Genomic DNA, 23736 nt, shown 5'->3' with positions numbered 1-23736 from the left:
CACGCCGATGCTGACCCGCGACGCCACCACCACCCTGACCGAACAGCTGGCCGAGCGTTACGCCGAGCGCATCCGCAGCCGCCTGCTGGCACCCGGCGCGCGGCTGCCGTCGGTGCGCGACTGCGCGCAACGGCACGGCGTGAGCCCGCACACTGTGGTGGCGGCCTACGACCAGCTGCTCGCTCAGGGCCTGATCGAGGCTCGCCGCCAGCGCGGCTTCTTCGTGCGCAACGCCGTCGCCTCGACACGCGCCGCCCGCGCCACGGCGCCCGCCGAAAACCGCCCGGTCGCTCCCGTCGATGCGACCGCGCTGATCCGCAGCATGTTCCACCACCCCGGCACGCGACCTTCGCCAGGCCTGGGCACGCTGCCGCCCGAATGGCTGGACCTGGCCCTGCTCGGCGGCGCACTGCGCCGTGTGAGCCAGGGCGACGGGCTGGCCGGCCACGCGCTGCACTACGGTGACCCCGCCGGCGACAGCCGGTTGCGTGCGGCGCTGTCGTTGCGCCTGGCCGACCTCGGCATCGCTGCCGAGCCCGCGCAGATCGTCACGACGCTGGGCGCGACGCAGGCGCTCGACATCGTCTCGCGCACGCTGCTCGCGCCGGGCGATGCGGTGCTGGTCGACGAGCCCGGCTGGGCCGTCGAGTTCGCCCGCCTGGCCCAGCTCGGCATGCGCGTGCTGCCGGTGCCGCGCGGCGCCGACGGCCCCGACCTGGCGGTGATGCAGCGCCTGATCGAGGCGCACCGGCCGCGGCTCTACGTCACCGTCTCGGTGCTGCACAACCCGACCGGTTCGACGTTGTCGCTGGCCCGGGCCCATCAGCTGCTGACGCTGGCGCAGGCGCACGACTTCCACATCGTCGAGGACGACACCTACGCCTGGCTGGCGCCGCTGCACGCACCGCGCGTCGGCGCGCTCGACGGCCTGCAGCGCAGCATCTACATCTCGGGCTTCTCGAAGATCCTCACACCGAGCTGGCGGGTCGGCTTCATCGCCGCGCCGCCGGCGCTGGTGCAGCGGCTGGTCGACGTGAAACTGCTGATGTCACTGACGACGCCGGTGCTGACCGAGCAGGCTGTCGCCGTCTGCCTGGAACAGGGCGCGCTGCGCCGCCATGCCGAGCGCGTGGTCGCGCGGCTCGCCACGGCACGTGCCCGCAGCATCGATCTGGCACAGCAGCACGGCTGCACGCCGGCCACGCCGCCGCAGGGGCTGTTCGCCTGGCTGGACACCGGCGTCGACACCGACCGGCTGGCGCTGGCGCTGCTCGACGATGGCTGGCTGATCGCCCCCGGCTCGCTGTTCCACGCCACGCGGCGGCCGAGCGGCCTGATGCGCATCAACGTCGCGACTTCGCAGGACCCGGTGTTCTGGCGCGCGCTGGACCGTCGCCGCACCGAACTGCAGCGGCGCGGCGCACGCGCCTGACCGGGACCACCACGCGCACGGCGCTTGCAAGCCTACCGAAGGCTGGATCGACATACAGACGCTTACAATTGCTGCAACGCATGGACGAACCCACCATCCCCTTCGGCGAACCTGAACTCTGGCGGGTCAGCACCTTCCAGCGCGCCATGGGCGGCGGCAGCGGCAACACATCCAACGACGGCGGTTCACGTTACAGCGCGCTGAGCCCCTCGCTGATGGCGGACCTGCAACGCTTCGAGAGCCGCGACACCGGCGCCGAAGTGCTGGAGGTGCTGGCCGCCTGCCTGCGCCACGCCCAGGACATGGCGCTGCACCTCGACCGCGACGGCCACGTGCTGCCGCTGACGGTGTTTCCCCGCGAGCACCTGTTCCACACCCCCCTGCCGCTCGAGGCCCTGTACGCGACGCGCTTCGACACGGTGCAGTTGCTGCAGGTCGAGCAGGCGCTGCTGCACGCGCCGAACCGCGGCCGCGACGACATGGCCGCGCCGGCCGAGATGTGCCATCCGCTGGGCCCGCTGCTGTGGCACATGGCGCTGCATGGTCCGCGCCACGAGCTGCTGCCCGAGCTGGCCGGGCCGGCCGTCTACCGCGTCGCGCCGGACCTCGCCACGCCGACCGTCCTTAGCGGCGCGCTGGCCGCTGCGGTCGGCCGGCTGCGGCAGGAACCGATCTCGCTGCGCGCGCTGGCGGCCTGGCCGGGCTTCGACCGGGAGCGTGCCTCTCGGCTGCTCAACGGCCTGTACCTGCAGGCCGGGCTGATCGTCAGCCGCACCCACCCGAGCGCCAGCGGCGACTCGTGGTTCAGCAACCTCGGCAAGTGGTAGCGGACCGGCCGCCGGCGATCTTGCGGCGGCCCTGACAGCTCAGCGGTTTCCCAGCGCTTCCCAGCGTTCCAGCGCCGCCATCAGCTCTTCCTCGATGCGCGCATAGCGCGCCTGCGCCTCGGCCACCCGCTGCGGCGCTTCGGCGTAGAGCGCCGTGCCGCCGAGCTGCTCGCCCAAGGTGCGCTGCTCCGCCTCGAGCGCCTCGATGCGCGCCGGCAGCGCGTCGAGTTCGCGCTGCTCCTTGAAGCTGAGCTTGGCCCGCTTCACCGGCGCGGCAGCGACCGGCGCGGGGGGCGCAGCAGCAGCAGCCACGGCCGGCACCGCGCCGGCGCGCCGGGCCGCGGTCGCCTGCAACGCACGCGCGCGCTCGGCCTGCAGCAACCAGTCCTCGACGCTGCCTTCGTACTCGCGCCAGCGCCCTTCGCCCTCGTGGACGATGGTGCTGGTGACCACGTTGTCGAGGAAGCGCCGGTCGTGGCTGACGAGGAACACCGTGCCGGCATAGGTCTGCAGCAGCTCTTCCAGCAGCTCCAGCGTGTCGATGTCGAGGTCGTTGGTCGGCTCGTCGAGCACCAGCACGTTGGCCGGCTTGGCGAACAACCGCGCCAGCAGCAGGCGGTTGCGCTCGCCGCCGCTCAGGCTGCGCACCGGCGAGTTGGCGCGCGCCGGGGCGAACAGGAAGTCTCCCAGGTAGCTCATCACGTGCTTGCGCTGGCCGGCGATCTCGACCCATTCGCTGCCGGGGCTGATGGTGTCGGCCAGCGTCGCATCGAGGTTCAGCACCTCGCGCATCTGGTCGAAGTAGGCCACCTGCAGGTTGCTGCCGGTGCGCACCGTGCCGCTGTCGGGCGCAAGCGTGCCGAGGATGAGCTTGAGCAGCGTGGTCTTGCCGGCGCCGTTGGCGCCGATCAGACCGACCTTGTCGCCGCGCAGCAGCGTGGCGCTGAAGTCGCGCACGATGGTCTTGTCGCCATAGGCCTTGCCCACGCCCTCCAGCTCCGCGACGATCTTGCCGCTGCGCGAGCCGGCGTCGACCTCGAGCGAGACGCGCCCCACCGAGTCGCGTCGCGCCGCGCGCTGAGCGCGCAGCACTTCGAGCCGCTTGATGCGTGCGACGCTGCGGGTGCGCCGCGCCTCGACGCCCTGGCGCACCCACACCTCCTCCTGCGCGAGCAGCTTTTCCTGGCGCGCGTTGTAGAGCGCCTCGTCGGCCAGCTCGCGCTGCTTGGTGGCCTCGTAGGCCGCGAAATTGCCCGGGTAACTGCGCAGCACGCCGCGGTCGAGCTCGACGATGCGGGTCGACACGGCATCCAGGAAGGCGCGGTCGTGGGTGATCAGCAGCACGCTGCCGCGGAAGGCCTTCAGCAGCTCCTCCAGCCAGCGGATCGCGTCGAGGTCGAGATGGTTGGTCGGCTCGTCGAGCAGCAGCACGTCGGGCGCGGCGACCAGCGCCTGCGCCAGCGCGACGCGCTTCTTCGTGCCGCCCGACAGCGGGCCGACCTGGGCGTCGGGCGCGAGCTGCAGCCGCTCCAGCGTCTCGGTGACGCGCTGCTCCCAGGTCCAGCCGTCCATCGCCTCGATGCGGGTCTGGATCGCGTCGAGATCGTCGTGCGCATCGTGCGCCTCGTAGCGTTCGCGCAGCGCCTTCACCTCGGCGAGGCCGACGCTGACCGCGTCGAACACGCTGGACTCGGGGTCGAGCACCGGCTCCTGCGCCACCAGCGCGAGCCGCAGGCCCTGCTGCAGCTGCAGCGTGCCATCGTCGGGTTTCTCGAGCCCGGCGATGATCTTCAGCAGCGAGGACTTGCCGGTGCCGTTGCGGCCGATCAGGCCGACGCGCTCACCGGTCTCGAGCGAGAAGCCGGTGTGGTCGAGCAGGGCGACGTGGCCATAGGCCAGGTGGGCATTGGAGAGGGTCAGCAGGGCCATGAATGAAAGGCGGCGCCCGACCGGAATGTCGGGCGCCGCAGCGCGAATGGTACGCGCAGGCGGTCAGGTGGCGAGCGCGGCCTCGAGTGCGTCGACGAAGCGCCGGGCCACGTCGAAGCCGGTCTGCTGCGTGATCTCCTGGAAGCCGGTCGGGCTGGTGACGTTGATCTCGGTCAGGCAGTCGCCGATCACGTCCAGCCCCACCAGCAGCAGGCCGCGTGCCGCCAGCACCGGACCGAGCGCCTCGGCGATCTCGCGGTCGCGGGCGCTGAGCGGCAGCGCCACGCCCTTGCCGCCGGCGGCCAGGTTGCCGCGCACTTCCGAGCCCTGCGGGATGCGCGCCAGGCTGTGCGGCACCGGCTCGCCGCCGATCAGCAGGATGCGCTTGTCGCCCTGTGCGATCTCGGGCAGGAAGCGTTGCACCATCAGCGTCTGGCTGCCGAACTTGTTCAGCGTCTCGGTGATGCTGCCGAGGTTCAGGCCGTCCTCCCTGACGCGGAAGATGCCCATGCCGCCCATGCCGTCGAGCGGCTTCAGGATGATGTCCCGGTGCTCGGCATGGAAGGCACGCACGTCGTCGGCGTCGCGCGTGACCAGCGTCGGGCCGATCAGCTCGGGAAACTCGAGGATCGCCAGCTTCTCCGGGTGGTCGCGCAGCGCGCGCGGCGCATTGAACACACGAGCGCCCTCGCGCTCGGCCTGCTCCAGCAGGTGGGTGGCGTAGAAGTACTCACTGTCGAACGGCGGGTCCTTGCGCATCAGCACCGCGCCGACGTCCTTCAGCGGACGCTGCTGCGCCTCGCCGACCGCGCAGTACCAGTCGTTCGCATCGCCGGTGAGCGTGAACGCCTGCATGCGCGCACTCACCACGCCGCCTCGGGCCCACATCACGTGGCGAGGCTCGCAGGCCAGCAGCGTGTGGCCACGCGCCGCGGCCTCGCGCATCATCGAGAACGTGGTGTCCTTGTAGGTCTTGAAGTGGTCCAGCGGGTCGGCGACGAAGAGCAGTTGCATCGGAGGCATCCTTCGGAAGGATCATCAGGTCTTGCGCCACTGTTGCACAACGAGCGCGATCGTGCCGGCGACCACGCCCCAGAAGGCTGCGCCGATGCCGGCGATCGTGACGCCGGACAGGGTGACCAGGAAGGTGATCAGCGCCGCCTCGCGGTGCCTCTCGTCGCGGAAGGCCACCGCCAGCGCGTTGGCGATCGTGCCGAGCAGCGCGAAGCCGGCGATCGCGACCACCAGCTCGCGCGGGAAGGCCGTCAGCACGCCGGTGACCGCCGCGCCGAACACGCCGATCACGCAGTACAGCAGGCCGCAGACGACGGCGGCGACGTAGCGCCGCGCCGGGTCCTCGTGTGCCTCGCGGCCCATGCAGATGGCCGCGGTGATGGCCGCCAGGTTCATCGCGAAGGCACCGAACGGCGCCAGCAGCAGCGTTGCCGCGCCGGTGATCGCGATCAGCCGCGATACCGGCATCGCGTAGCCTGCGGCACGGATCGCCGCGACGCCCGGCAGGTTCTGTGAGGCCATGGTCACGATGAACAGCGGCAGCGCCAGGCTCACGGTCGCCGCGAGGCTGAAGCGCGGCGCGGTGAAGACCGGCTGCGCGAGCGACCACGAAACAGCCTCGGTGTGCAGCTGGCCCTGCAAGGCGACGAAGCCGGTCGCCACCGCCAGCACGCCCACGATCGCGTAGCGCGGCCAGCATCGCCGGCCCACGAGGTAGCAGCCCAGCATCAGCAGCACCAGCGGCAGTGCGGTGCGGGCCGCCGCGAAGGCCTCGATGCCGAAGCGCGCCAGCACGCCGGCCAGCAGCGCCGACGCCAGCGCGACCGGGATGCGGTTCATGACCCGCTCGAACCAGCCGGTGATGCCGGCCAGCGTGATGAGGGCGGCGCAGACGAGGAAGGCCCCCACCGCGTCCGCCATCGTGTAGCCCGCGCCGGCCGTCGCGAGCAGCGCCGCGCCCGGCGTCGACCAGGCCGTGATCGCCGGCTGGCGCCACCGCAGCGACGGCAGCAGCGTCGTCAGGCCCATGCCGAGCCCCAGCGCCCACATCCACGAGCTGGTTTCCGCAGGCGTCGCGCCGAAGGACTGCGCCGCCTGGAACACGATGGCGACCGAGCTGGTGAAGCCGACCAGCATGGCCACGAAACCGGCGGTGGCGGCGGACAGCGAGAAGTCGGTGAAGAAGGAGGAACGCGGCATGGCCGGAGTATCCCGGCGCGCGGCCTCGACGGGCGCCGCAGCGTCAGCGGAGGCGCCGTGCCCGCCCGGAACTCAGGCGGTCGCTTCGTACAAGGTCACGACGCACGCCCCACCCAGCCCCAGGTTGTGCTGCAGCGCGATCCGTGCGCCATCGACCTGGCGCTGCTCGGCCGTGCCGCGCAGCTGATGGGTCAGTTCGTAGCACTGCGCCAGGCCGGTGGCGCCGAGCGGGTGGCCCTTGGAGAGCAGGCCGCCCGAGGGGTTGGTGACCACGCGGCCGCCGTAGGTGTTGTCGCCCGCGTCGATGAAGGCGGCCGCGCCGCCCTCGGGGCACAGACCCAGCGCCTCGTAGGTGATCAGCTCGTTGTGCGCGAAGCAGTCGTGCAGTTCCACCACGTCCAGGTCGTCGGGGCCGATGCCGGCCTGCTCGTAGACGCTCAGCGCGGCAGCGCGGCTCATGCCGGCACCCACCACCTTCATCATGTCGCCGCTGTCGAAGGTGTCGGGGCGGTCGGTGGTCATGGCCTGGGCCCGGATCGCCACGTCGGTGCGCAGGCCGTGCTTCCTGGCGTAGGCCTCGGAGACGAGCACGGCCGCCGCCGCGCCGCAGGTGGGCGGGCAGGCCATCAGGCGCGTCATCACGCCGGGCCAGAGCATCGGCGCGTTCATCACGTCCTCGGTACTGAGCTCCTTGCGCAGCAGCGCCAGCGGATTGCGTGCGGCGTGGCGGCTCGCCTTCGCGCGGATCTTGGCAAAGGCCTCCAGCGGCGTGCCGTACTTCTGCATGTGGCCGAGGCCGGCGCCGCCGAAGTAGCGCAGCGCGAGCGGCAGTTCGGGCATGCCCACCAAGGTCTCGGCCTCGCGGTCGAAGTCCTCGAAGGGGCTGGGGCGGTCGTCGAACACCGTGCCGAGCGCGCCGGGCTTCATCTGCTCGAAGCCGAGCGCCAGCACGCAGTCGGCGGCGCCGCTCTCCACCGCCTGACGCGCCAGGAACAGCGCGGTCGAGCCGGTCGAGCAGTTGTTGTTGACGTTGATCACCGGGATGCCGGTCATGCCGAGCTCGTAGACCGCCTTCTGGCCGCTCGTGGAGTCGCCGTAGACATAGCCCACGTAGGCCTGCTGCAGCGCGTCGTAGCCGATGCCGGCGTCGGCCAGGGCCTGGCGGCCGGCCTGCGCGGCCATCAGGTGATAGGGCTCGCTGGCACCGGGCTTGGCGAAGGCGATCATGCCGACGCCGGCAATGCAGACTCTGTTGGCCATGGCGGCTCTCCGATGGGTGCGAGTGGCGGTGCCTTGAAGGCAGTTCAGCTCGATTCTGCGGGCTTCAGCAACGAGGCACGGATGTCCTTCTTCAAGACCTTGCCGACCTTGGAGCGCGGCAGGTCGGACCAGATCTCGACCTGCTTGGGCGACTTGACGCTGCCGATACGTGCCTTGACGAAGGCCTGGATGTCCTCGGGCTTCACGCTGCGGCCGGCGTGCAACTGCAACACCGCCACCACGCGCTCGCCCCACTTGTCGTCGGGCAGGCCGATCACCGCGCTGTCCTGCACGTCGGGGTGCTGCATCAGCGCCTGCTCGACCTCGACCGAATAGACGTTGAAGCCGCCGGTGATGATCATGTCCTTGGCGCGGTCGACGATGTAGAGAAAACCGTCGGCATCGAGCCGGCCGATGTCGCCGGTGTGGTGCCACCCGAAGCGGCCGGCCTCGGCCGTGGCCTTCGGATCCTTGTAGTAGCCGGCCATCACCAGCGAGCCGCGCACCACGATCTCGCCGGTCTCGCCGGTGGGCAGCAGGCGGCCCTCGCCATCCATCGTGGCCACCTGCACCAGCGGGCCGGGCCGCCCGGCCGACGACAGCCGCTCGCGCGCCACCGAGCCATCGGCATGGAAATGCTCGCGCGGCGACATCATCGAGATCATCATCGGCGCCTCGGTCTGGCCGAACAGCTGCGCCATCACCGGGCCGATCTTGGTCAACGCTTCCTCGAGCCGCGCCGCCGCGATCGGCGCCGCGCCGTACCAGAAGCACTGCAGCGAATCGAGCCTCGTCGTTGCCAGGCGCTCGTGCTGCAGCAGCATGTAGATCAACGTCGGCGGCAGGAAGGTGTGGGTGATGCGGTGGCGCTCGATCAGCGTGAGGAACTCGCCCAGGTCGGGCTTCGGCATGATGACCACGCGGCCGCCCAGCGCCATCACCGGCAGGCACAGCACGCCGGCCGCATGGGTCAGCGGCGCCAGCGCGAGGTAGGACGGCCGGCCGTCGAATGGATAGCCCATCAGCGTCAGCGCCGACATGGTCTCGAGATTGCGGCCGGTCAGCATCACGCCCTTCGGGCTGCCGGTGGTGCCGCCGGTGCCGGCGATCATCGCCAGGTCATCGGGCGGATCGACCTGCAGCGGCTCATCGCCCAGACCATCCAGCCAGTCGTCGTACCCGGCCGCGAACGGCGCAGGCTGATCGAGGCAGACCAGCAGCCGCAACTTGGGCAAGCCGGCGCGCATCTGCTCGACCATCGGCCCGTAGTTGCTGTGGAAGATGACGCAGGCGCAGTCGAAGGCGTCGAGCACGTAGCGGTTCTCGCTCGCCTCGTTGCGCGGGTTGACCGGGCACCACACGGCGCCGGCGCGCGAGATGCCGAACACGCAGGCGAAGGCCAGCGCGTGGTTGCTCGACAGCACCGCGACCTTGTCGCCCGGCGCGATGCCCGAGCGCTGCAGGCCGCGGGCGACGCGGTGGCTGATGCGCTGCACGTCGCCGTAGCTCAGGTCGGCGTCGCCCATGGTCAGGCAGGGCGCGTCGGCGCCGAGCTGGGCGCCCTTGTCGAGGTAGTCGACCAGTCGCATCGCGCGGCCTAGCGGTGCACGGTCAGGATCGGCGCCTGCACCAGGCCGAAGCTGCGCAGGGCGCCGAGCAGTTCGTGATGTCCGAAGGCCTGGCAGCCGGAGGCGAAGCCGACTCGCCTGGGCGCCTGCTGCAGCAACGAGGCCGCCGCGAACGCCTGCAGCAGGCCGGTCTGCTTGTAGTTGCAGTTGCCGAAGATCACGCAGTGCGCGCGCGCCAGCGGGCCCGACGCGTGGACCGAGTCGACCGACTTGTTGAGGCGCGGGTTCTCGCGCGGCGGCATGGTGTTCATCACGCCGGCGGCCGTCTGGGCCAGTGCGGCGTAGCGGTCGTCGGGGTTCATGCCCTCGGTCGCCTTCAGCGCCGCGGCGACGATCAGCGGCACGCCCTGCATCAGCGGCTTGTTGAACACGCCGCCCAGCACCTTGACGGTGGCCACTCGCGGGTCGCGCTTGAACCACACCGGGTGCGAGGTACCGCCCCAGGGCAGCGCGAGCGCGGCCTCGTGCTGGCCCGGGATCGTCACGTTGTAGAGGCCCGCGTCGGGCTGCCACTCGACGTACTTGTTCTGTTCGAGGTAGTAGGCCTTGGACGTCGCGGCATTGACCAGGATGGTCTGCGTCGACGCGATCGTCGGGCTGCCGCCCCAGAACACGGCGATGTCGAGCGTGTCGAGCCCCGGCGTCTCGAGGCACAGCTGGGCGGCGATCTCGCCCGTGGTGTACATGTGCGCCAGGCCCGGCGACAACAGCAGCCCGGCGGCGGCGAATTGGGCACCGTACTGTTCGTCGAGCGTGATCAGCCAGTCCTGCTCGCCGGTCGTGTCGGTGTAGTGGCATTTGGCGGCCAGGCAGGCTTCGACGACTTCCGGGCCGAACTTGGCGAACGGCCCGACGGTATTCAGCACGACCGCGGCGCCACGGAACAGTTCGGTCAGCGCCGCGACCGTGTGCGGCACTTCGGCGACCTCGTAGCTTGCGGTCTCGATGCCGGGCACGTTGGATTGCATCGCCGCCTGGACCTTGTCCGCGCTGCGGCCCGCGGCGATGAACGGGATGCCGTACTCGCGCAGGTATTCGCAGATCAGGCGACCGGTGTAGCCGGAGGCGCCATAGACGACGACGGGCTTCTTGTTGCTCATGCTGTCTCCTCGTCGGTCGTGGAGGCCGACCGTTCGATGCATGCTAGAAGTCGCCTTGACAAGCGTCAAGTATTTTTTGGACAGTTGTCAAGATCTTCTGTTCCGGCTATCGAGCAGCATGTGCGGTGTGCTATCTTGAGCGGCACCCGCGCTCAATCCGCATCGACCCCATGCCCCGCATCGCCTCTCCCCGCATCGACAAGTTCGCCGAGCGTCGCGCCGAACTCGGCGCGGCCGCGTTGCAGGCCCTGGCCGAGTTGGGCTACGCACGCACCAGCCTGCGCGAGATCGCGCAGAAATCGGAGTTCTCGCACGGCGTGCTGCACTACTATTTCAAGGACAAGCTCGACCTGATCCTGTGCAGCATGCGCCAGTACAAGGCGCGCTGCGTCGTGCGCTACGACAAGGTCACCGCGGAGGCGACCAGCTTCGACGAGCTGATGTCGGGCTTCCTCGCCGTGCTGGGCGAGACGGTGCGCCGGGAGGCACCGCTGCACCGTCTCTGGTACGACCTGCGTGCGCAGTCGCTGTTCGACGAGGGCTTCCGCACCGACGTGGCGGAGATCGACAAGAGCCTGGAGAAGATGATGTGGCGCGTGATGTCGCGCTTCGCCGAACTCGCTGGCGAGCCGCTGCGGCTGCCCGCCAGCGTGATCTACGCGACCTTCGACGGGCTGTTCCAGCAGTGTCTGCTGAAGCACCTGTCCGGCGACCGGCAGGCGATCTCGTCGCTGCAGAAGAACGTGCGGCTGGTGGTGGCGCAGTTGGTCGGCGCGCCGACGCGCCTGCAGTAGTTCAGCCCGGCGCGCAGCGCGAGCTCGGGTCGCTCAGATCTCGACCTTCGAGCCCAGCTCCACGACGCGGTTGGTCGGCAGATTCAGGAAGTCCGCCGCCGCGGCCGCGTTGCGGTGCATGCTGCAGAACAGCTTCTCGCGCCAGATGGCCATGCCTTTGCCGATGGTGGGGATCACGATGTCGCGCGACAGGAAGTAGCTGGTCTCCATGTCGTCGAGCTGCACGCCGCGGCCCCTCAGCAAGGCCAGGGCCTCGGGCACGTCGGGCTCGTTCTTGAATCCGAAATTCAGCGTCACCTGCCAGCAGCAGTGGCCCAACGACTCGATCTCGCAGCGCTTGCTGAACGGGATCCACGGCACCTCGTGGTGCCTGACGGTGACGAACAGGTTCTGCTCATGCAGCACCTTGTTGTGCTTGAGGTTGTGCAGCAGCGCATTGGGCGTGCTGCCTTGCTCGGCCGCCAGGAACACGGCCGTTCCCGCGACCCTCGTCGGCGGGCTGATGAACACCGACTCCAGGAAGCTCTTCAGGTCGATCGCCTCCTCGCGCAGGCGTTCGCTCATCAGTCGGCGACCCTGCTTCCAGGTCATCATCAGCGTGAACATCGCCGCACCGATCGCCAGCGGGAACCAGCCACCGTCGAGGATCTTGATCGCGTTGGCCGCGAAGAACAGTGCATCCACGATGAAGAAGAAACCGGTGGCTGCCACGCACAGCGCCCACGGGTACTTCCAGCTGTAGCGGATCACGAAGAAGGTCATCGTCGTCGTGATGAGCATGTCGGTCGTGACGGCGATGCCGTAGGCCGAGGCGAGCTTGCTGCTGGAGCCGAAGGTCACGACGGCGAGCACGATGCTGACGTACAGGCCCCAGTTGACAAACGGCACATAGATCTGGCCGGTCTCCTTGACCGAGGTGTGGGTGACGCGCAGCCGCGGGAAGTAGCCGAGCTGGATGGCCTGCTTGGTGACCGAGAAGGCGGCGGTGATCAGCGCCTGCGAAGCGATCACCGTCGCCAGCGTGGCCAGCACGATCAGCGGATACAGCGCCCACTCCGGCGCCATTTCGTAGAACGGGTTCTTCACCGTCTCCGGCCGCTGCAGCAGCATCGCGCCCTGGCCGAAGTAGTTGATCATCAGCGCCGGCATCACCAGGCTGAACCACGCAAGGCGGATCGGCCGCTTGCCGAAGTGGCCCATGTCCGCATACAGCGCCTCGGCCCCGGTCACGCACAGCACCACGGCGCCGAGCGACACGAAGGCCGTGCCGGGGTGCTGCCACATGAAGGTGAGGGCGTAGTGCGGGCTCAGCGCGGCCAGCACCGCCGGGTTCTCGACGATGTGCACCACGCCGAGCAGCGCCAGCACGATGAACCACACGGCCGTCACCGGGCCGAAGAACTTGCCGATGCCGCCGGTGCCGAAGCGCTGTGCGGCGAACAGCAGCGTCAGCACCACCAGCGTCAGCGGCACGACGTAGCGGTGCAGGCCGGGCGCGGCCACTTCCAGGCCCTCGACCGCCGACAGCACCGAGATCGCCGGCGTGATCACGCCGTCGCCGAAAAAGATCGCGGTGCCGAACACGCCGAGGATCAGCAAGCGCCGCCGCAGCGCAGGCCGATGCTTCACAGCGGTCGAGGCCAGCGCCAGCATCGCGATCAGGCCGCCCTCGCCGTTGTTGTCGGCGCGCAGGATCAGCAGCACGTACTTGAGCGAGACGATGACCGTCAGCGTCCACACCACCAGCGACAGGATGCCGTAGATGTTGTCCGGCGTGATGTCGATGCGCCCGTGCGCGAAAACCTCCTTCAGCGCATACAGCGGGCTGGTCCCGATATCGCCGTAGACGACGCCGACAGCGCCGAGGGTCAGGGCCGCCAGCTTGGAGCCGGTCGGCGGGTCGGAAGGTCGGGATTGCACGAAACGGGCAAGGGGGGTCGGCGGGGCCACCATTCTGCGCTGCCACCCGGCGCTTGGTGCGACGGCTTTGTTGCGACGCAGCAACGCGTTTGCGTCCCGCAGGGCCGCGCGAAGGCGGCCGACCGGCCCTTACTCGTAGACCTCGGCGTCCGGGTCGGTCGCCTCGAGTTCGTAGCTGGCCCCGAGCATCGCCAGCCGCCCGATCACGCCGTACATGTAGAACCGGTTCGGTGCACTGGCGCCGGGCTTCTCGCCAGGCCGAGGCAGGTGGTGGCTCTCGGCGAAAGCCAGCGGCACGAAGCTCGCACCGGGCGAGTTGAGGTTCTCGTCGATGCCGCGCTCGGCGTGCACGCGGTAGAAGCCGCCGACCACGTAGCGGTCGATCATGTAGACCACCGGCTCGGCCACGGCGTCGTTCATGCGCTCGTAGGTCGGCACGCCTTCCTGGATGATCACCTCGGAGACCTCCTGGCCGTCCTTGATGACGCTCATCTTGTTGCGCGCCTTGCGGTTCAGCTCGTCCAGGTCCTTCGCATCGCGCACCGTCATGATGCCCATGCCGTAGGTGCCGGCGTCGGCCTTCACGATGACGAAGGGCTTCTCCTGGATGCCGTACTCCTTGTACTTGCGACGGATCTTCCCCAGCAGCGCGTCGGCGTGGCTCTGCACGCACTCCTGGCCGGTGCCGTCCTGGAAGTTGACCTTGCCGCACTTGGCGAACATCGGGTTGATCAGCCACGGATCCATGCCCAGCAGCTTGGCGAACTTCTTCGCGACCTCCTCGTAGGCCTGGAAGTGCTGGCTCTTGCGCCGCACCGCCCAGCCAGCGTGCAGCGGCGGCAGCAGGTACTGCTCGTGCAGGCCTTCGAGCACCTTCGGGATGCCCGCGGACAGGTCGTTGTTGAGCAGGATGGTGCAGGGGTCGAAGTCCTTCAACCCCAGGCGGCGCTTGCTGCGCAGCAGCGGCTCGAGCGTCAGCTCGGATCCGTCGGGCAGCGCCAGGCGCGTCGGCTCCTTGATGCTGTCGTCCAGCGTCCCCAACCGTACGTTCAGCCCGGCCGCGCCGAAGATCTGCACCAGCCGCTGCACGTTCATCAGGTAGAAGGTGTTGCGGGTGTGCTTTTCCGGGATCAGCAGCAGGTTCTTCGCCTCGGGACAGATCTTCTCGATCGCCGCCATGGCCGCCTGAACCGCCAGCGGCAGCATCTCGGGCGTGAGGTTGTTGAAGCCGCCGGGGTAGAGGTTGGTGTCGACCGGCGCCAGCTTGAAGCCGGCATTGCGCACGTCGACCGAGCTGTAGAACGGTGGCGTGTGCTCCATCCACTCGAGCCGGAACCAGCGCTCGATCGCCGGCATGGATTCGAGGATGCGCTGCTCCAGTTCGTTGATCGGTCCGTTCAGGGCGGTGATGAGATGGGGGACCATGGAGCAGCCTTTGGCGTAACGGGAACCGGAATTCTAGGCAGGTGGCGGTTCGCGTGCGGCTTGCAAGCCCGGAATGAAAAAAGGCCGCCCGAAGGCGGCCTGGGCAGTGGGCGGTCCCCACGGGCCTGGGCCCGTGCAGGAACCGCTCACGGAAAGATCACTTGTGGTACGCGGTTTCGCCGTGCGAGGTGATGTCGAGGCCTTCGCGCTCGGCATCTTCGCTGACGCGCAGACCGATCACCAGGTCGGTGATCTTGTAGGCCACCACCGAGACCACACCCGACCAGACGATGGTCAGCAGCACGGCCTTGGCCTGGATCCACACCTGCGAGGCGATCGAGTAGTCGGCCGCGGAGATCACACTGACCGTGACCCAGTCGGTCACATAGCCCGGGCCACCGAGGGCCGGCGAGTTGAACACGCCGGTCAGCAGCGCACCGACGATGCCGCCAACGCCGTGGACGCCGAACACGTCGAGCGAGTCGTCCGCGCCCAGCAGCTTCTTCAGGCCGCTGACACCCCACAGGCAGGCGAAGCCGGCGATCAGGCCGATCACCATGGCGCCGACGATGCCGACGTTGCCGGCCGCCGGCGTGATGGCCACCAGACCGGCCACCGCACCCGAAGCCGCACCCAGCATCGAGGCCTTGCCCTTGAACAGCGACTCACCAATACACCAGGCCAGCACGGCGCAGGCCGTGGCCGAGAAGGTGTTCAGGAAGGCCAGCGCGGCGCTGTTGCCGGCTTCCAGCGCGGAGCCCGCGTTGAAGCCGAACCAACCCACCCACAGCAGCGAGGCACCGACCATCGTCAGCGTCAGCGAGTGCGGCGTGAAAGCCTCCTTGCCGTAGCCGATGCGCTTGCCGACCATGTAGGCACCCACCAGGCCCGCCACTGCGGCGTTGATGTGCACCACGGTGCCGCCTGCGAAGTCCAGCGCGCCCCACTGCCAGATCTGGCCGGCCTTGCCGTTCATCGCGTCGACCACTTCCTTGCCGGTGTAGGCGTCCGGACCCATCCAGTACCACACCATGTGCGCGATCGGTGCGTAGCTGAAGGTGAACCACAGCGTGACGAACAGCAGCACCGCGCTGAACTTGATGCGCTCGGCGAACGCGCCGACGATCAGCCCGCAGGTGATGGCCGCGAACGTGGCCTGGAAGGCGACGAACACGATCTCGGGAATGACCACGCCCTTGCTGAAGGTGGCACCCATCGCGAACGCGCCGGTGGCGGGATCGAACACGCCCTTCAGGAACAGCCGGTCGAAGCCGCCGATGAAGGCATTTCCTTCGGTGAACGCCAGGCTGTAGCCGTAGATGAACCACAGCACGCTGATCAGCGAGAACACCACGAAGACCTGCATCAGCACCGACAGCATGTTCTTGCTGCGCACCAGGCCGCCGTAGAACAGCGCCAGGCCGGGGATCGACATCATGATGACCAGCAGCGTGGACACCAGCATCCACGCGACGTCGCCCTTGTTGGGCACCGGCGCTGCGGCAGCCGCGGCTTCGGGTGCCGAGGCTTCGGCAGCGGGTGCAGCGGCAGACGCCGCTTCGACCACCGCGGCAGCGGCGGGCGCCGACGCGGCTTCCTGGGCCATCGCGACGTCGGCAAAGCCGAGTACCGCAACGCCGAGCGCCAACGATGTGGCGAGGGAGGCAATGAGCTTTCTCATGTTTGTCTCGTTCCTGTTGAAAGCGCTCAGAGCGCGTCCTTGCCGGTTTCACCGGTGCGGATGCGGATCACCTGCTCGAGGTTGGTGACGAAGACCTTGCCGTCACCGATCTTGCCGGTGCGGGCCGAGGCTTCGATCGCTTCGATCACACGGTCGACGATGGCATCGTCGACGGCCGCCTCGATCTTGACCTTGGGCAGGAAGTCGACGACGTACTCCGCACCGCGATACAGCTCGGTGTGGCCCTTTTGGCGGCCGAAGCCTTTGACTTCGGTCACCGTGATGCCCTGAACGCCGATGGCGCTCAAGGCTTCACGAACTTCGTCAAGCTTGAAGGGCTTGACAATGGCAGTCACCATCTTCATGGCGTTCTCCTTGGATGGACGGGACGGTTACAAGGTCTCGGTTCAGAGCACGGAAGAGGACTCAGCAGGTTCTGTGCCACTGCGCCATAACAGGGAGTCGCGAGCCGAACCGGGGACGCTTGTATCGGCAACGCCCCAAAACAGGGATGTCTGAAACTTTTGGCACTCCTGCGGTGCCAAACTACGGGTCGCCCCCCTTCGGTGGGCTCGTGGCGGCGGCGGTGCAATGCCATGATCGATCGGACATGTCGCTCGCCGTTGTTCACAGCCGTGCCCTCGACGGGCTCGATGCACCCGAGGTCACCGTCGAGGTGCATCTGGCCAACGGCCTGCCGAGCTTCACGCTCGTGGGCCTGGCCGATACCGAAGTCAAGGAGGCGCGCGAACGGGTCCGTGCCGCGCTGCTGAACAGCGGTCTGGCGTTTCCCCACAACCAGCGCATCACGGTCAATCTGGCGCCGGCCGATCTGCCCAAGGAGTCGGGCCGCTTCGACCTGCCGATCGCGCTGGGCATCTTGGCCGCCAGCGGCCAGATCGACGCCGGGCGGCTGGCCGATCTGGAGTTCGCCGGGGAGTTGTCGCTCGCCGGCGACCTGCGACCGGTGCGGGGCGCGCTGGCGATGGCGCTGGCCGCGCGACGTGAGGGGCGAGCGCGCCCGCTGGTGCTGCCGGAGCCGAGCGCGCGCGAGGCAGCACTGATCGAAGGACTGCAGGTGCGCTCCGCCAGACACCTGCTCGACGTGGTCAGTGCCCTGCTGCCCGGCGATGCGGCGCAGGCCTTGCCGGTGGCCGCGCCCTGGCCGCGCTCGCCGACGGCACCCCGGTGGGGCGAGCTTCGCGACGTGAAGGGGCAATCCGCCGCCAAGCGAGCGCTCGAGGTCGCGGCGGCGGGTCACCACAGCGTGCTGCTGGTCGGTCCGCCGGGGACCGGCAAATCGATGCTGGCGCAGCGCTTCGCCAGCCTGCTGCCGCCGCTGAGCGACGAACAGGCGCTGGAGTCCGCGGCCGTGCTGAGCCTGGCGGGGCGCTTCGAAGCCGATCGCTGGCGCGAGCGCGTGCTGCGCGCCCCGCACCACAGTGCTTCGTCAGCCGCGCTGGTCGGCGGCGGGTCACCACCGCGGCCGGGCGAGATCTCGCTGGCCCATCACGGCGTGCTGTTCCTCGACGAATGGCCGGAGTTCCCTCGCGCCGCGCTGGAGGCACTGCGTGAGCCGCTGGAAACGGGCCGCATCACGATCTCGCGCGCCGCGCGCCAAGCCGAGTTTCCCGCGCGCTTCCAGCTGATCGCGGCGATGAATCCCTGTCCCTGCGGCCACGCCGGCTCCACCCTGAGAGCGTGCCGTTGCTCCAGCGACGTGGTGGCTCGTTACCAGGGCCGAATCAGCGGCCCGCTGCTCGACCGCATCGATCTGCAGGTGGAGGTGCCGGCGGTCGCCCCCGAGGCCTTGGCGGCCCTCCCCGACGGCGAGCCGAGCGGGGTCGTCGCCGAACGTGCCGCACGGGCGCGCGAGCGGCAGCACCGCCGCCAAGGTTGCAGCAACGCGCTCCTCGACAGCAATGGCATCGACGCGCACGTGGCGATCGAGCCCGGTGCAGCGCAGTTCATGCAGGCCACGTCGTTGCGGCTCGGTTGGTCGGCCCGCGGCCAACACCGCTTGCTGCGGGTGGCGCGCACCATCGCCGACCTGGCGGGCGCCGAGCGCGTCGGAGTCGGCCACATGGCCGAAGCGATCCAGTACCGCCGCGTGCTGTCTGCAGGCTGAACGGCCGGCGCCGCCGGCCGACGCGCACTCAGGCGGCGCGCAGCGTCGACCCGTCGACCTTGACCCGGGCGCCGACGGCCGGCGCCTGCGACTGCTGCAGCGTGCGCAGGCTGCCGTCTTCCATGCGCACGCGCACGCTGTAGACCGTCTTCGCCTTCACGTTCTTCTCGATCTCGTGACCGGCCACGCCGCCGCCCACCGCACCGAGCACGGTCATCGCGGTGCGGCCGTTGCCGCCGCCAAACTGGTTGCCGACCACGCCGCCGAGCACGCCGCCCGCGACCGCGCCGACGCCGCTGGCCTCGCCCTTGACCTTCACCGCCTGCACCGACTCGACCACACCGCACTGCGCACAGGCCGGCGCTGCCGGTGACGCATTGGCAGCCGCCGGGCCCGTGGCCACGCCGCGCGCGGGCTTGGGCGCCGGCGACACGATCTCCTCGGCGGGAGGCGCGACCGCCGCCGCCGCAGGCGCCGGCTGCGCGCGCTGCTGCAGAGCCAGCGCACTGGCGACTCCGGCAATGGTCAGCGCGACCGCGCCGCCGGCCAGCCACATCCAGCGCGGCAGGCCGCCGGCGGTGTTGTCAGATGCTTGGGATGCTGCGTCCATGATCGATCGTCCTCCTTCGGGCGATCGATTGGACACGAGGCGTGGCGCCGGGTTGCAGCGTCGAATGCTTCAGATGTAAGTCGCCGTTAAACGTCGACCTACATCAGCGGGGCGAGCGCGCGCTCCGCCTGCACCAGTTCCTGCTGCGTCCGACCCGCCCAGTCGCGCAACTGGTCCTCGCCGATCTTGCCGACATTGAAATACGCGGCTGCGGGGTGCGCAAGGTAGAAGCCGCTGACGCTGGCCGCAGGCGTCATCGCCAGGCTCTCGGTCAGCGTCATGCCGATCTCCTCGCACTGCAGCGCGCGGAACATGTCGCGCTTGACAGTGTGGTCGGGACAGGCCGGATAGCCGGGTGCGGGGCGGATGCCGCGGTACTGCTCGGCGATCAGCTGCACGGTGTCGAGCGCCTCGTCGGCCGCGTAGCCCCAGAAGTCGGTGCGCACGCGCTGGTGCATGCGCTCGGCAAAGGCCTCGGCCAGCCGGTCGGCCAAGGCCTTGAGCATGATGGCCGAGTAGTCGTCGTGGTCGGCCAGGAACGCGGCCTCCTTCTTGTCGACGCCATGGCCGGCGGTCACCGCGAACAGTCCGACGTGGTCGGCCAAGCCGGAGTCCTTGGGCGCCACGAAATCGGCCAGGCAGCGGTTCGGCCGCTTCACGCCATCGACCACCGGCCGCTCGGTCTGCATGCGCAGGCCGTGCCAGGTCATCAGCACCTCACGGCGTGTCTCGTCGGTGTAGATCTCGATGTCGTCGTCGTTCACCGTGTTGGCCGGATAGAGACCGATCACGCCGTGCGCCTGCAGCCAGCGGCCCTCGATCAGCCGCTGCAGCATGCGCTTGCCATCGCTCATCACGCGCTGCGCCTCGGCGCCGACCACCTCGTCGCGCAGGATCTGCGGGAAGGCGCCCGCCAGGTCCCAGGTCTGGAAGAACGGGCCCCAGTCGATCTGCTGCGCGAGCTCGGCGAGGTCGTAGTTCCTGAACACGCGTCGGCCGACGAACTTCGGTTGCGGCGGCGCGTAGCCGCGCCAGTCGATCGGCGTCTTGTTGGCCCGTGCGGCCGCCAGAGAAACCATCGGCGTGGCCTTCTTGTTCGCGTGCTGCAGGCGCACCTTGTCGTAATCGACCTTCAGGTCCTCGATGTACTTCGCGGCCCGATCGTCGCTCAGCAGCTCGCTGCACACGCCCACGCTGCGCGAGGCGTCCGGCACGTAGACCACCGGGCCTTCGTACTTCGGCGCGATCTTGACCGCGGTATGCACCCGGCTGCAGGTGGCGCCGCCGATCAGCAGCGGAATCTTCTTCACGCGGAAGTAGTCGTCGCGCTGCATCTCGGCGGCCACGTGCTGCATTTCCTCGAGGCTGGGTGTGATCAGGCCCGACAGGCCGATGATGTCGGCGCCCTCGACCTTGGCCTTCGCGAGGATGTCCTGGCACGCGACCATCACGCCCATGTTGACGACCTCGAAGTTGTTGCACTGGAGCACGACGGTGACGATGTTCTTGCCGATGTCGTGCACATCACCCTTCACCGTCGCGATCACCACCTTGCCCTTGGCCTTGGCCTCGCCGCCGGCGTCGACCAGCGCCTTCTTCTCTTCCTCGATGTAGGGCAGCAGGTGGGCGACCGCCTGCTTCATCACGCGCGCACTCTTCACCACCTGCGGCAGGAACATCTTGCCCTGGCCGAACAGGTCGCCGACCACGTTCATGCCCGCCATCAGCGGCCCTTCGATCACGTGCAGCGGCCGTCCGCCGCCGGCCCGGATGGCCTGCCAGGCCTCCTCGGTGTCGACGACGATGAAGTCCGTGATGCCGTGGATCAGCGCATGCGACAGCCGCTCGTCCACCGTGCCGGCGCGCCAAGCGAGGCGGGCGCTGTCGTCCTTGGCGGCGCCCTTGGCGCGCTCGGCGATCTCGATCAGCCGCTCGCCCGGCGACAGCGGCGCCTCGCCAGGCTTGTAGGCCGGCTTGCGGTTCAGCACCACGTCCTCGACGCGCTCGCGCAGCTCTGCGTCCAGGTCGTCGTACACGCCCACCATGCCGGCGTTGACGATGCCCATGTCCATGCCGGCCTGGATCGCGTGGTACAGGAAGACCGTGTGGATGGCCTCGCGCACCGGCTCGTTGCCGCGGAAGCTGAAGCTCACGTTGGACACGCCGCCCGACACCTTGGCGCCAGGCAGGTGCTGCTTGATCCAGCGCGTGGCCTCGATGAAGTCGACCGCGTAGTTGTCGTGCTCCTCGATGCCGGTCGCGATGGCGAAGATGTTGGGGTCGAAGATGATGTCCTCGGGCGCGAAGCCCACCTCGTCGACCAGGATGCGGTAGGCCCGCTCGCAGATCTCGGTCTTGCGCGCGAAGGTGTCGGCCTGACCCTTCTCGTCGAAGGCCATCACCACCGCAGCCGCGCCGTAGCGGCGCACCAGGTTCGCCTGGTGGCGGAAGACGTCCTCGCCTTCCTTCATGGAGATCGAGTTGACGATGCCCTTGCCCTGGATGCACTTCAGCCCGGCCTCGATCACCTCCCACTTGGAGCTGTCGATCATGATCGGCACGCGCGCGATCTCGGGCTCCGAGGCGATGAGCTTCAGGAAGCGCTCCATCGCGGCCTTGCTGTCGAGCATGGCCTCGTCCATGTTGATGTCGATCACCTGCGCGCCGTTCTCGACCTGCTGGCGCGCCACGGCCAACGCCTCCTCGAACTGACCGGCCAGGATCATCCGCGCGAAGGCCTTGGAGCCGGTGACGTTGGTGCGCTCGCCGATGTTGACGAACAGCGAGCGCTCGCCGATGGCCACCGGCTCGAGGCCGGACAGGCGCATCGGCGGCACATTCGAGAAATCAGGGGCAGCAGCTGTCGACATGGCGGTTCACCGTAAGACGCGCCGTGCCGGTGCTGCGGCCCACCCGCAGCCCGCCGGTCGGCGGAGGGGTGAGCGCCGTTGCAGGACGGCCTTCGCAGTGCCGCCGGCCCGAGCCTGGCGATCGCCCCACGAACCATGGGCAACCGTCGCAACGCTCCTCGAGCAGCACCGATTTTACGCGCGCCGGCGTTTACAAAGGCTCACCCAATACCCCTGCTCGGTCCGGCCGCCCCCTTGTGCCGCGCGCGGGGCCCGGTTGCAATCCTCGACATGACACGTTTCTCCCCTACGTCTGCAGCCGGGCTGCTTTGCCTGGCTCTGGTTCTGACTGGCTGTGCCAGCCGTTCGGGCGCACCCGGACCGTCCACCGGCACGGGCCCGAGCTTCGGTGGCCTGTTCGGCTCCGGCCTGTCGCCGGCGCTGGAGGCCCAGCGCGTGCGCCTCAGGGAGGCGCTCAAGGGCACGCCGGTCGTCGTCGACAGCACCGGTGACCACCGCCTGCGCGTCGAGGTGCCGACCAAGCATGCGTTCGATCCCCAGCGCACCGCCGTCAAGCCGGCGCTGGCCGCGGTGCTCGACCAGTTCGCCACCGGCTTCAAGCCGCATGCGGCGACCACCGAGCTGCTGGTCGGCGCCCCAGCCGACGACAAAGCCTCGGGCAGGATCGTCCAGGACCGCGCCGCCAGCGTGCGCGACTACCTCGTGGGCCGCGGCGTGCCGATCTCGCGCATCGTCGGCCTGGGCCGGGCAGAAGGCGCCGGACTGGAACTGCTGGTCAGCGACCGGCCGGCCAGCAAGTGACGCGGCGGATGAGCACGACGGCCCGGCGGCCGCGCGTCTTCAGGCCGTCTGCAGGTCGCCGTCGGCCTCTTCGCTCAACTGGCTGATCCAGCGCTCCTGCCGCACGCGCGGCCGGTAGGCGCTGACGCGCCGGGCGATCTCGGCGATGTGGTCCGGCGTGGTGCCGCAGCAGCCGCCGGCGATGTTCAGGAAGCCGGCGCGCGCGAACTCCTCGACCAGCCCGCCGGTGATCGCCGGCGTCTCGTCGAAGCCGGTGTCGCTCATCGGATTGGGCAGGCCGGCGTTCGGGTAGCAGGAAATGAAGGTGTCGGGCGCGGCCTTGCACAGCTCCTCGATGTAGGGCCGCATCAGCGTCGCGCCGAGCGCGCAGTTCAGCCCCACGGCCACCGGATGCGCGTGCCGCACCGAATGCCAGAAGGCGCTGACGGTCTGGCCGCTGAGGATGCGGCCCGACGCATCGGTGACGGTACCGGAGATGATGACCGGCAGGCGTTCGCCGGTGTTCTCGAACAGCTCGTCGATCGCGAAGATCGCCGCCTTGGCGTTCAGCGTGTCGAAGATGGTCTCGACCAGGAAGAGATCGGCCCCGCCCTCGAGCAGACCCTCGCCCTGCTCGTAATAAGCGGCCCGCAGTTCGTCGAAGCTGACGTTGCGCGCCGCCGGGTCGTTGACGTCGGGGCTGATGCTCGCAGTGCGCGGCGTCGGGCCGAAGGCGCCGGCCACGAAGCGCGGCTTGTCCGGCGTGCTGAACTTGTCGCAAGCGGCGCGCGCGAGCCGGGCCGCCACCACGTTCATCTCGCGCGCCAGCGGCGCCAGGCCGTAGTCCTCCTGGGCGATCGTGGTCGCGCCGAAGGTGTTGGTCTCGATCAGGTCGGCGCCGGCCGCGAGGTAGCCCTCGTGGATCTCGGCGATGACGTCGGGCCGCGTGAACTGCAGCAGCTCGTTGTTGCCCTTCAGGTCCTTGCCGTGGTCCTTGAAGCGCACGCCGCGGTAGTCGGCCTCGCCGAGCTTGTAGCGCTGGATCATCGTGCCCATCGCACCGTCGAGGATCAGGATGCGCTGCTTCAGCAGCTCGGGCAACTGGGCGGCACGGGTGTAGGGCAGGGCACTCATGCCC

The 23736-nt window shown here is 69.2% G+C and carries 18 protein-coding genes and 1 riboswitch; of the genes, 5 read left to right on the top strand and 13 right to left on the bottom strand.

What is annotated here, in order from left to right; genetic code table 11:
• Positions 1-7 precede the first annotated feature (7 nt).
• Together ASC67_RS11770 and ASC67_RS11765 are read left to right on the top strand one after the other, a co-directional pair.
• Complete coding sequence (locus tag ASC67_RS11770) at positions 8-1432, top strand: PLP-dependent aminotransferase family protein (protein WP_056320269.1); 1425 nt, start codon at positions 8-10, stop codon at positions 1430-1432.
• 80 nt (positions 1433-1512) lie between these two features.
• Positions 1513-2259, top strand: a complete 747-nt coding sequence (locus tag ASC67_RS11765) for a hypothetical protein (protein WP_056320266.1) — start codon at positions 1513-1515, stop codon at positions 2257-2259.
• A 39-nt stretch (positions 2260-2298) separates the two neighbouring features.
• Here the strand turns inward: ASC67_RS11765 and ASC67_RS11760 are convergent, their stop codons facing one another.
• The 6 genes from ASC67_RS11760 to ASC67_RS11735 all read right to left on the bottom strand — a co-directional run bounded on the left by ASC67_RS11760 (position 2299) and on the right by ASC67_RS11735 (position 10390).
• A complete protein-coding gene (locus ASC67_RS11760; RefSeq protein ID WP_056320263.1) occupies positions 2299-4188 on the bottom strand; it encodes an ATP-binding cassette domain-containing protein in 1890 nt (629 codons plus the stop codon).
• A gap of 63 nt (positions 4189-4251) precedes the next feature.
• The gene (gshB, locus tag ASC67_RS11755; RefSeq protein WP_056320260.1) at positions 4252-5202 is read right to left on the bottom strand and encodes a glutathione synthase; all 951 of its coding nucleotides are present in this window, start codon (positions 5200-5202) and stop codon (positions 4252-4254) included.
• 24 nt (positions 5203-5226) lie between these two features.
• The gene (locus tag ASC67_RS11750) at positions 5227-6402 is read right to left on the bottom strand and encodes a benzoate/H(+) symporter BenE family transporter (protein ID WP_056320257.1); all 1176 of its coding nucleotides are present in this window, start codon (positions 6400-6402) and stop codon (positions 5227-5229) included.
• Positions 6403-6474: 72 nt separating this feature from the next.
• Entirely contained in the window at positions 6475-7662 is a 1188-nt protein-coding gene (locus tag ASC67_RS11745) for a lipid-transfer protein (RefSeq protein WP_056320254.1), read from the bottom strand.
• A gap of 44 nt (positions 7663-7706) precedes the next feature.
• Positions 7707-9251: a long-chain fatty acid--CoA ligase gene (locus ASC67_RS11740; protein ID WP_056320250.1), complete on the bottom strand. Its 1545-nt coding sequence runs from the start codon at positions 9249-9251 to the stop codon at positions 7707-7709.
• Positions 9252-9259: 8 nt separating this feature from the next.
• Positions 9260-10390 (bottom strand): DUF5938 domain-containing protein, encoded by a 1131-nt coding sequence (locus ASC67_RS11735; RefSeq protein WP_056320248.1) that lies wholly within the window; start codon positions 10388-10390, stop codon positions 9260-9262.
• Between the two features lie 170 nt (positions 10391-10560).
• Here ASC67_RS11735 and ASC67_RS11730 point away from each other — a divergent pair, with 170 nt between their 5' ends.
• A complete protein-coding gene (locus ASC67_RS11730; RefSeq protein WP_056320245.1) occupies positions 10561-11184 on the top strand; it encodes a TetR/AcrR family transcriptional regulator in 624 nt (207 codons plus the stop codon).
• Between the two features lie 33 nt (positions 11185-11217).
• Here ASC67_RS11730 and ASC67_RS11725 read toward each other — a convergent pair whose 3' ends face one another.
• From ASC67_RS11725 to ASC67_RS11710, 4 genes are all read right to left on the bottom strand, one after another.
• Positions 11218-13104, bottom strand: coding sequence for a potassium transporter Kup (locus ASC67_RS11725; RefSeq protein WP_200946890.1), 1887 nt, complete (start codon positions 13102-13104; stop codon positions 11218-11220).
• A 129-nt stretch (positions 13105-13233) separates the two neighbouring features.
• A complete protein-coding gene (gene gshA, locus ASC67_RS11720) occupies positions 13234-14529 on the bottom strand; it encodes a glutamate--cysteine ligase (RefSeq protein WP_056320235.1) in 1296 nt (431 codons plus the stop codon).
• 157 nt (positions 14530-14686) lie between these two features.
• Positions 14687-16210: an ammonium transporter gene (locus tag ASC67_RS11715; protein WP_056320231.1), complete on the bottom strand. Its 1524-nt coding sequence runs from the start codon at positions 16208-16210 to the stop codon at positions 14687-14689.
• 26 nt (positions 16211-16236) lie between these two features.
• Positions 16237-16575, bottom strand: coding sequence for a P-II family nitrogen regulator (locus ASC67_RS11710; RefSeq protein ID WP_011827772.1), 339 nt, complete (start codon positions 16573-16575; stop codon positions 16237-16239).
• A 245-nt stretch (positions 16576-16820) separates the two neighbouring features.
• On the opposite strand from ASC67_RS11710, the gene ASC67_RS11705 reads away from it, so the two are divergent.
• A complete protein-coding gene (locus ASC67_RS11705; RefSeq protein ID WP_056320228.1) occupies positions 16821-18338 on the top strand; it encodes a YifB family Mg chelatase-like AAA ATPase in 1518 nt (505 codons plus the stop codon).
• A 28-nt stretch (positions 18339-18366) separates the two neighbouring features.
• On the opposite strand, the gene ASC67_RS11700 is transcribed toward ASC67_RS11705, so the two are convergent.
• Both ASC67_RS11700 and metH read right to left on the bottom strand, forming a co-directional pair.
• Positions 18367-18948 carry a glycine zipper 2TM domain-containing protein gene (locus tag ASC67_RS11700; RefSeq protein ID WP_056320224.1) on the bottom strand — a complete coding sequence of 194 codons (582 nt, stop codon included), beginning with the start codon at positions 18946-18948 and terminating at the stop codon, positions 18367-18369.
• A 98-nt stretch (positions 18949-19046) separates the two neighbouring features.
• Positions 19047-21818, bottom strand: a complete 2772-nt coding sequence (gene metH / locus ASC67_RS11695) for a methionine synthase (RefSeq protein ID WP_082535968.1) — start codon at positions 21816-21818, stop codon at positions 19047-19049.
• A gap of 63 nt (positions 21819-21881) precedes the next feature.
• A riboswitch (S-adenosyl-L-homocysteine riboswitch) is annotated at positions 21882-21984 on the bottom strand.
• A gap of 104 nt (positions 21985-22088) precedes the next feature.
• Between metH and ASC67_RS11690 the strand changes: the two genes are divergently transcribed.
• Positions 22089-22619 (top strand): hypothetical protein, encoded by a 531-nt coding sequence (locus ASC67_RS11690; RefSeq protein WP_156466745.1) that lies wholly within the window; start codon positions 22089-22091, stop codon positions 22617-22619.
• Positions 22620-22658: 39 nt separating this feature from the next.
• Here ASC67_RS11690 and ASC67_RS11685 read toward each other — a convergent pair whose 3' ends face one another.
• Entirely contained in the window at positions 22659-23732 is a 1074-nt protein-coding gene (locus ASC67_RS11685; protein WP_056320217.1) for a homocysteine S-methyltransferase family protein, read from the bottom strand.
• Between the last annotated feature and the right edge of the window lie 4 nt (positions 23733-23736).

The organism is Methylibium sp. Root1272, assembly GCF_001425905.1.
GTDB lineage: Bacteria > Pseudomonadota > Gammaproteobacteria > Burkholderiales > Burkholderiaceae_C > Methylibium.
The sequence above is the reverse complement of the archived record's forward strand: the minus strand, read 5'-3'. Positions and strand labels throughout refer to the sequence as shown.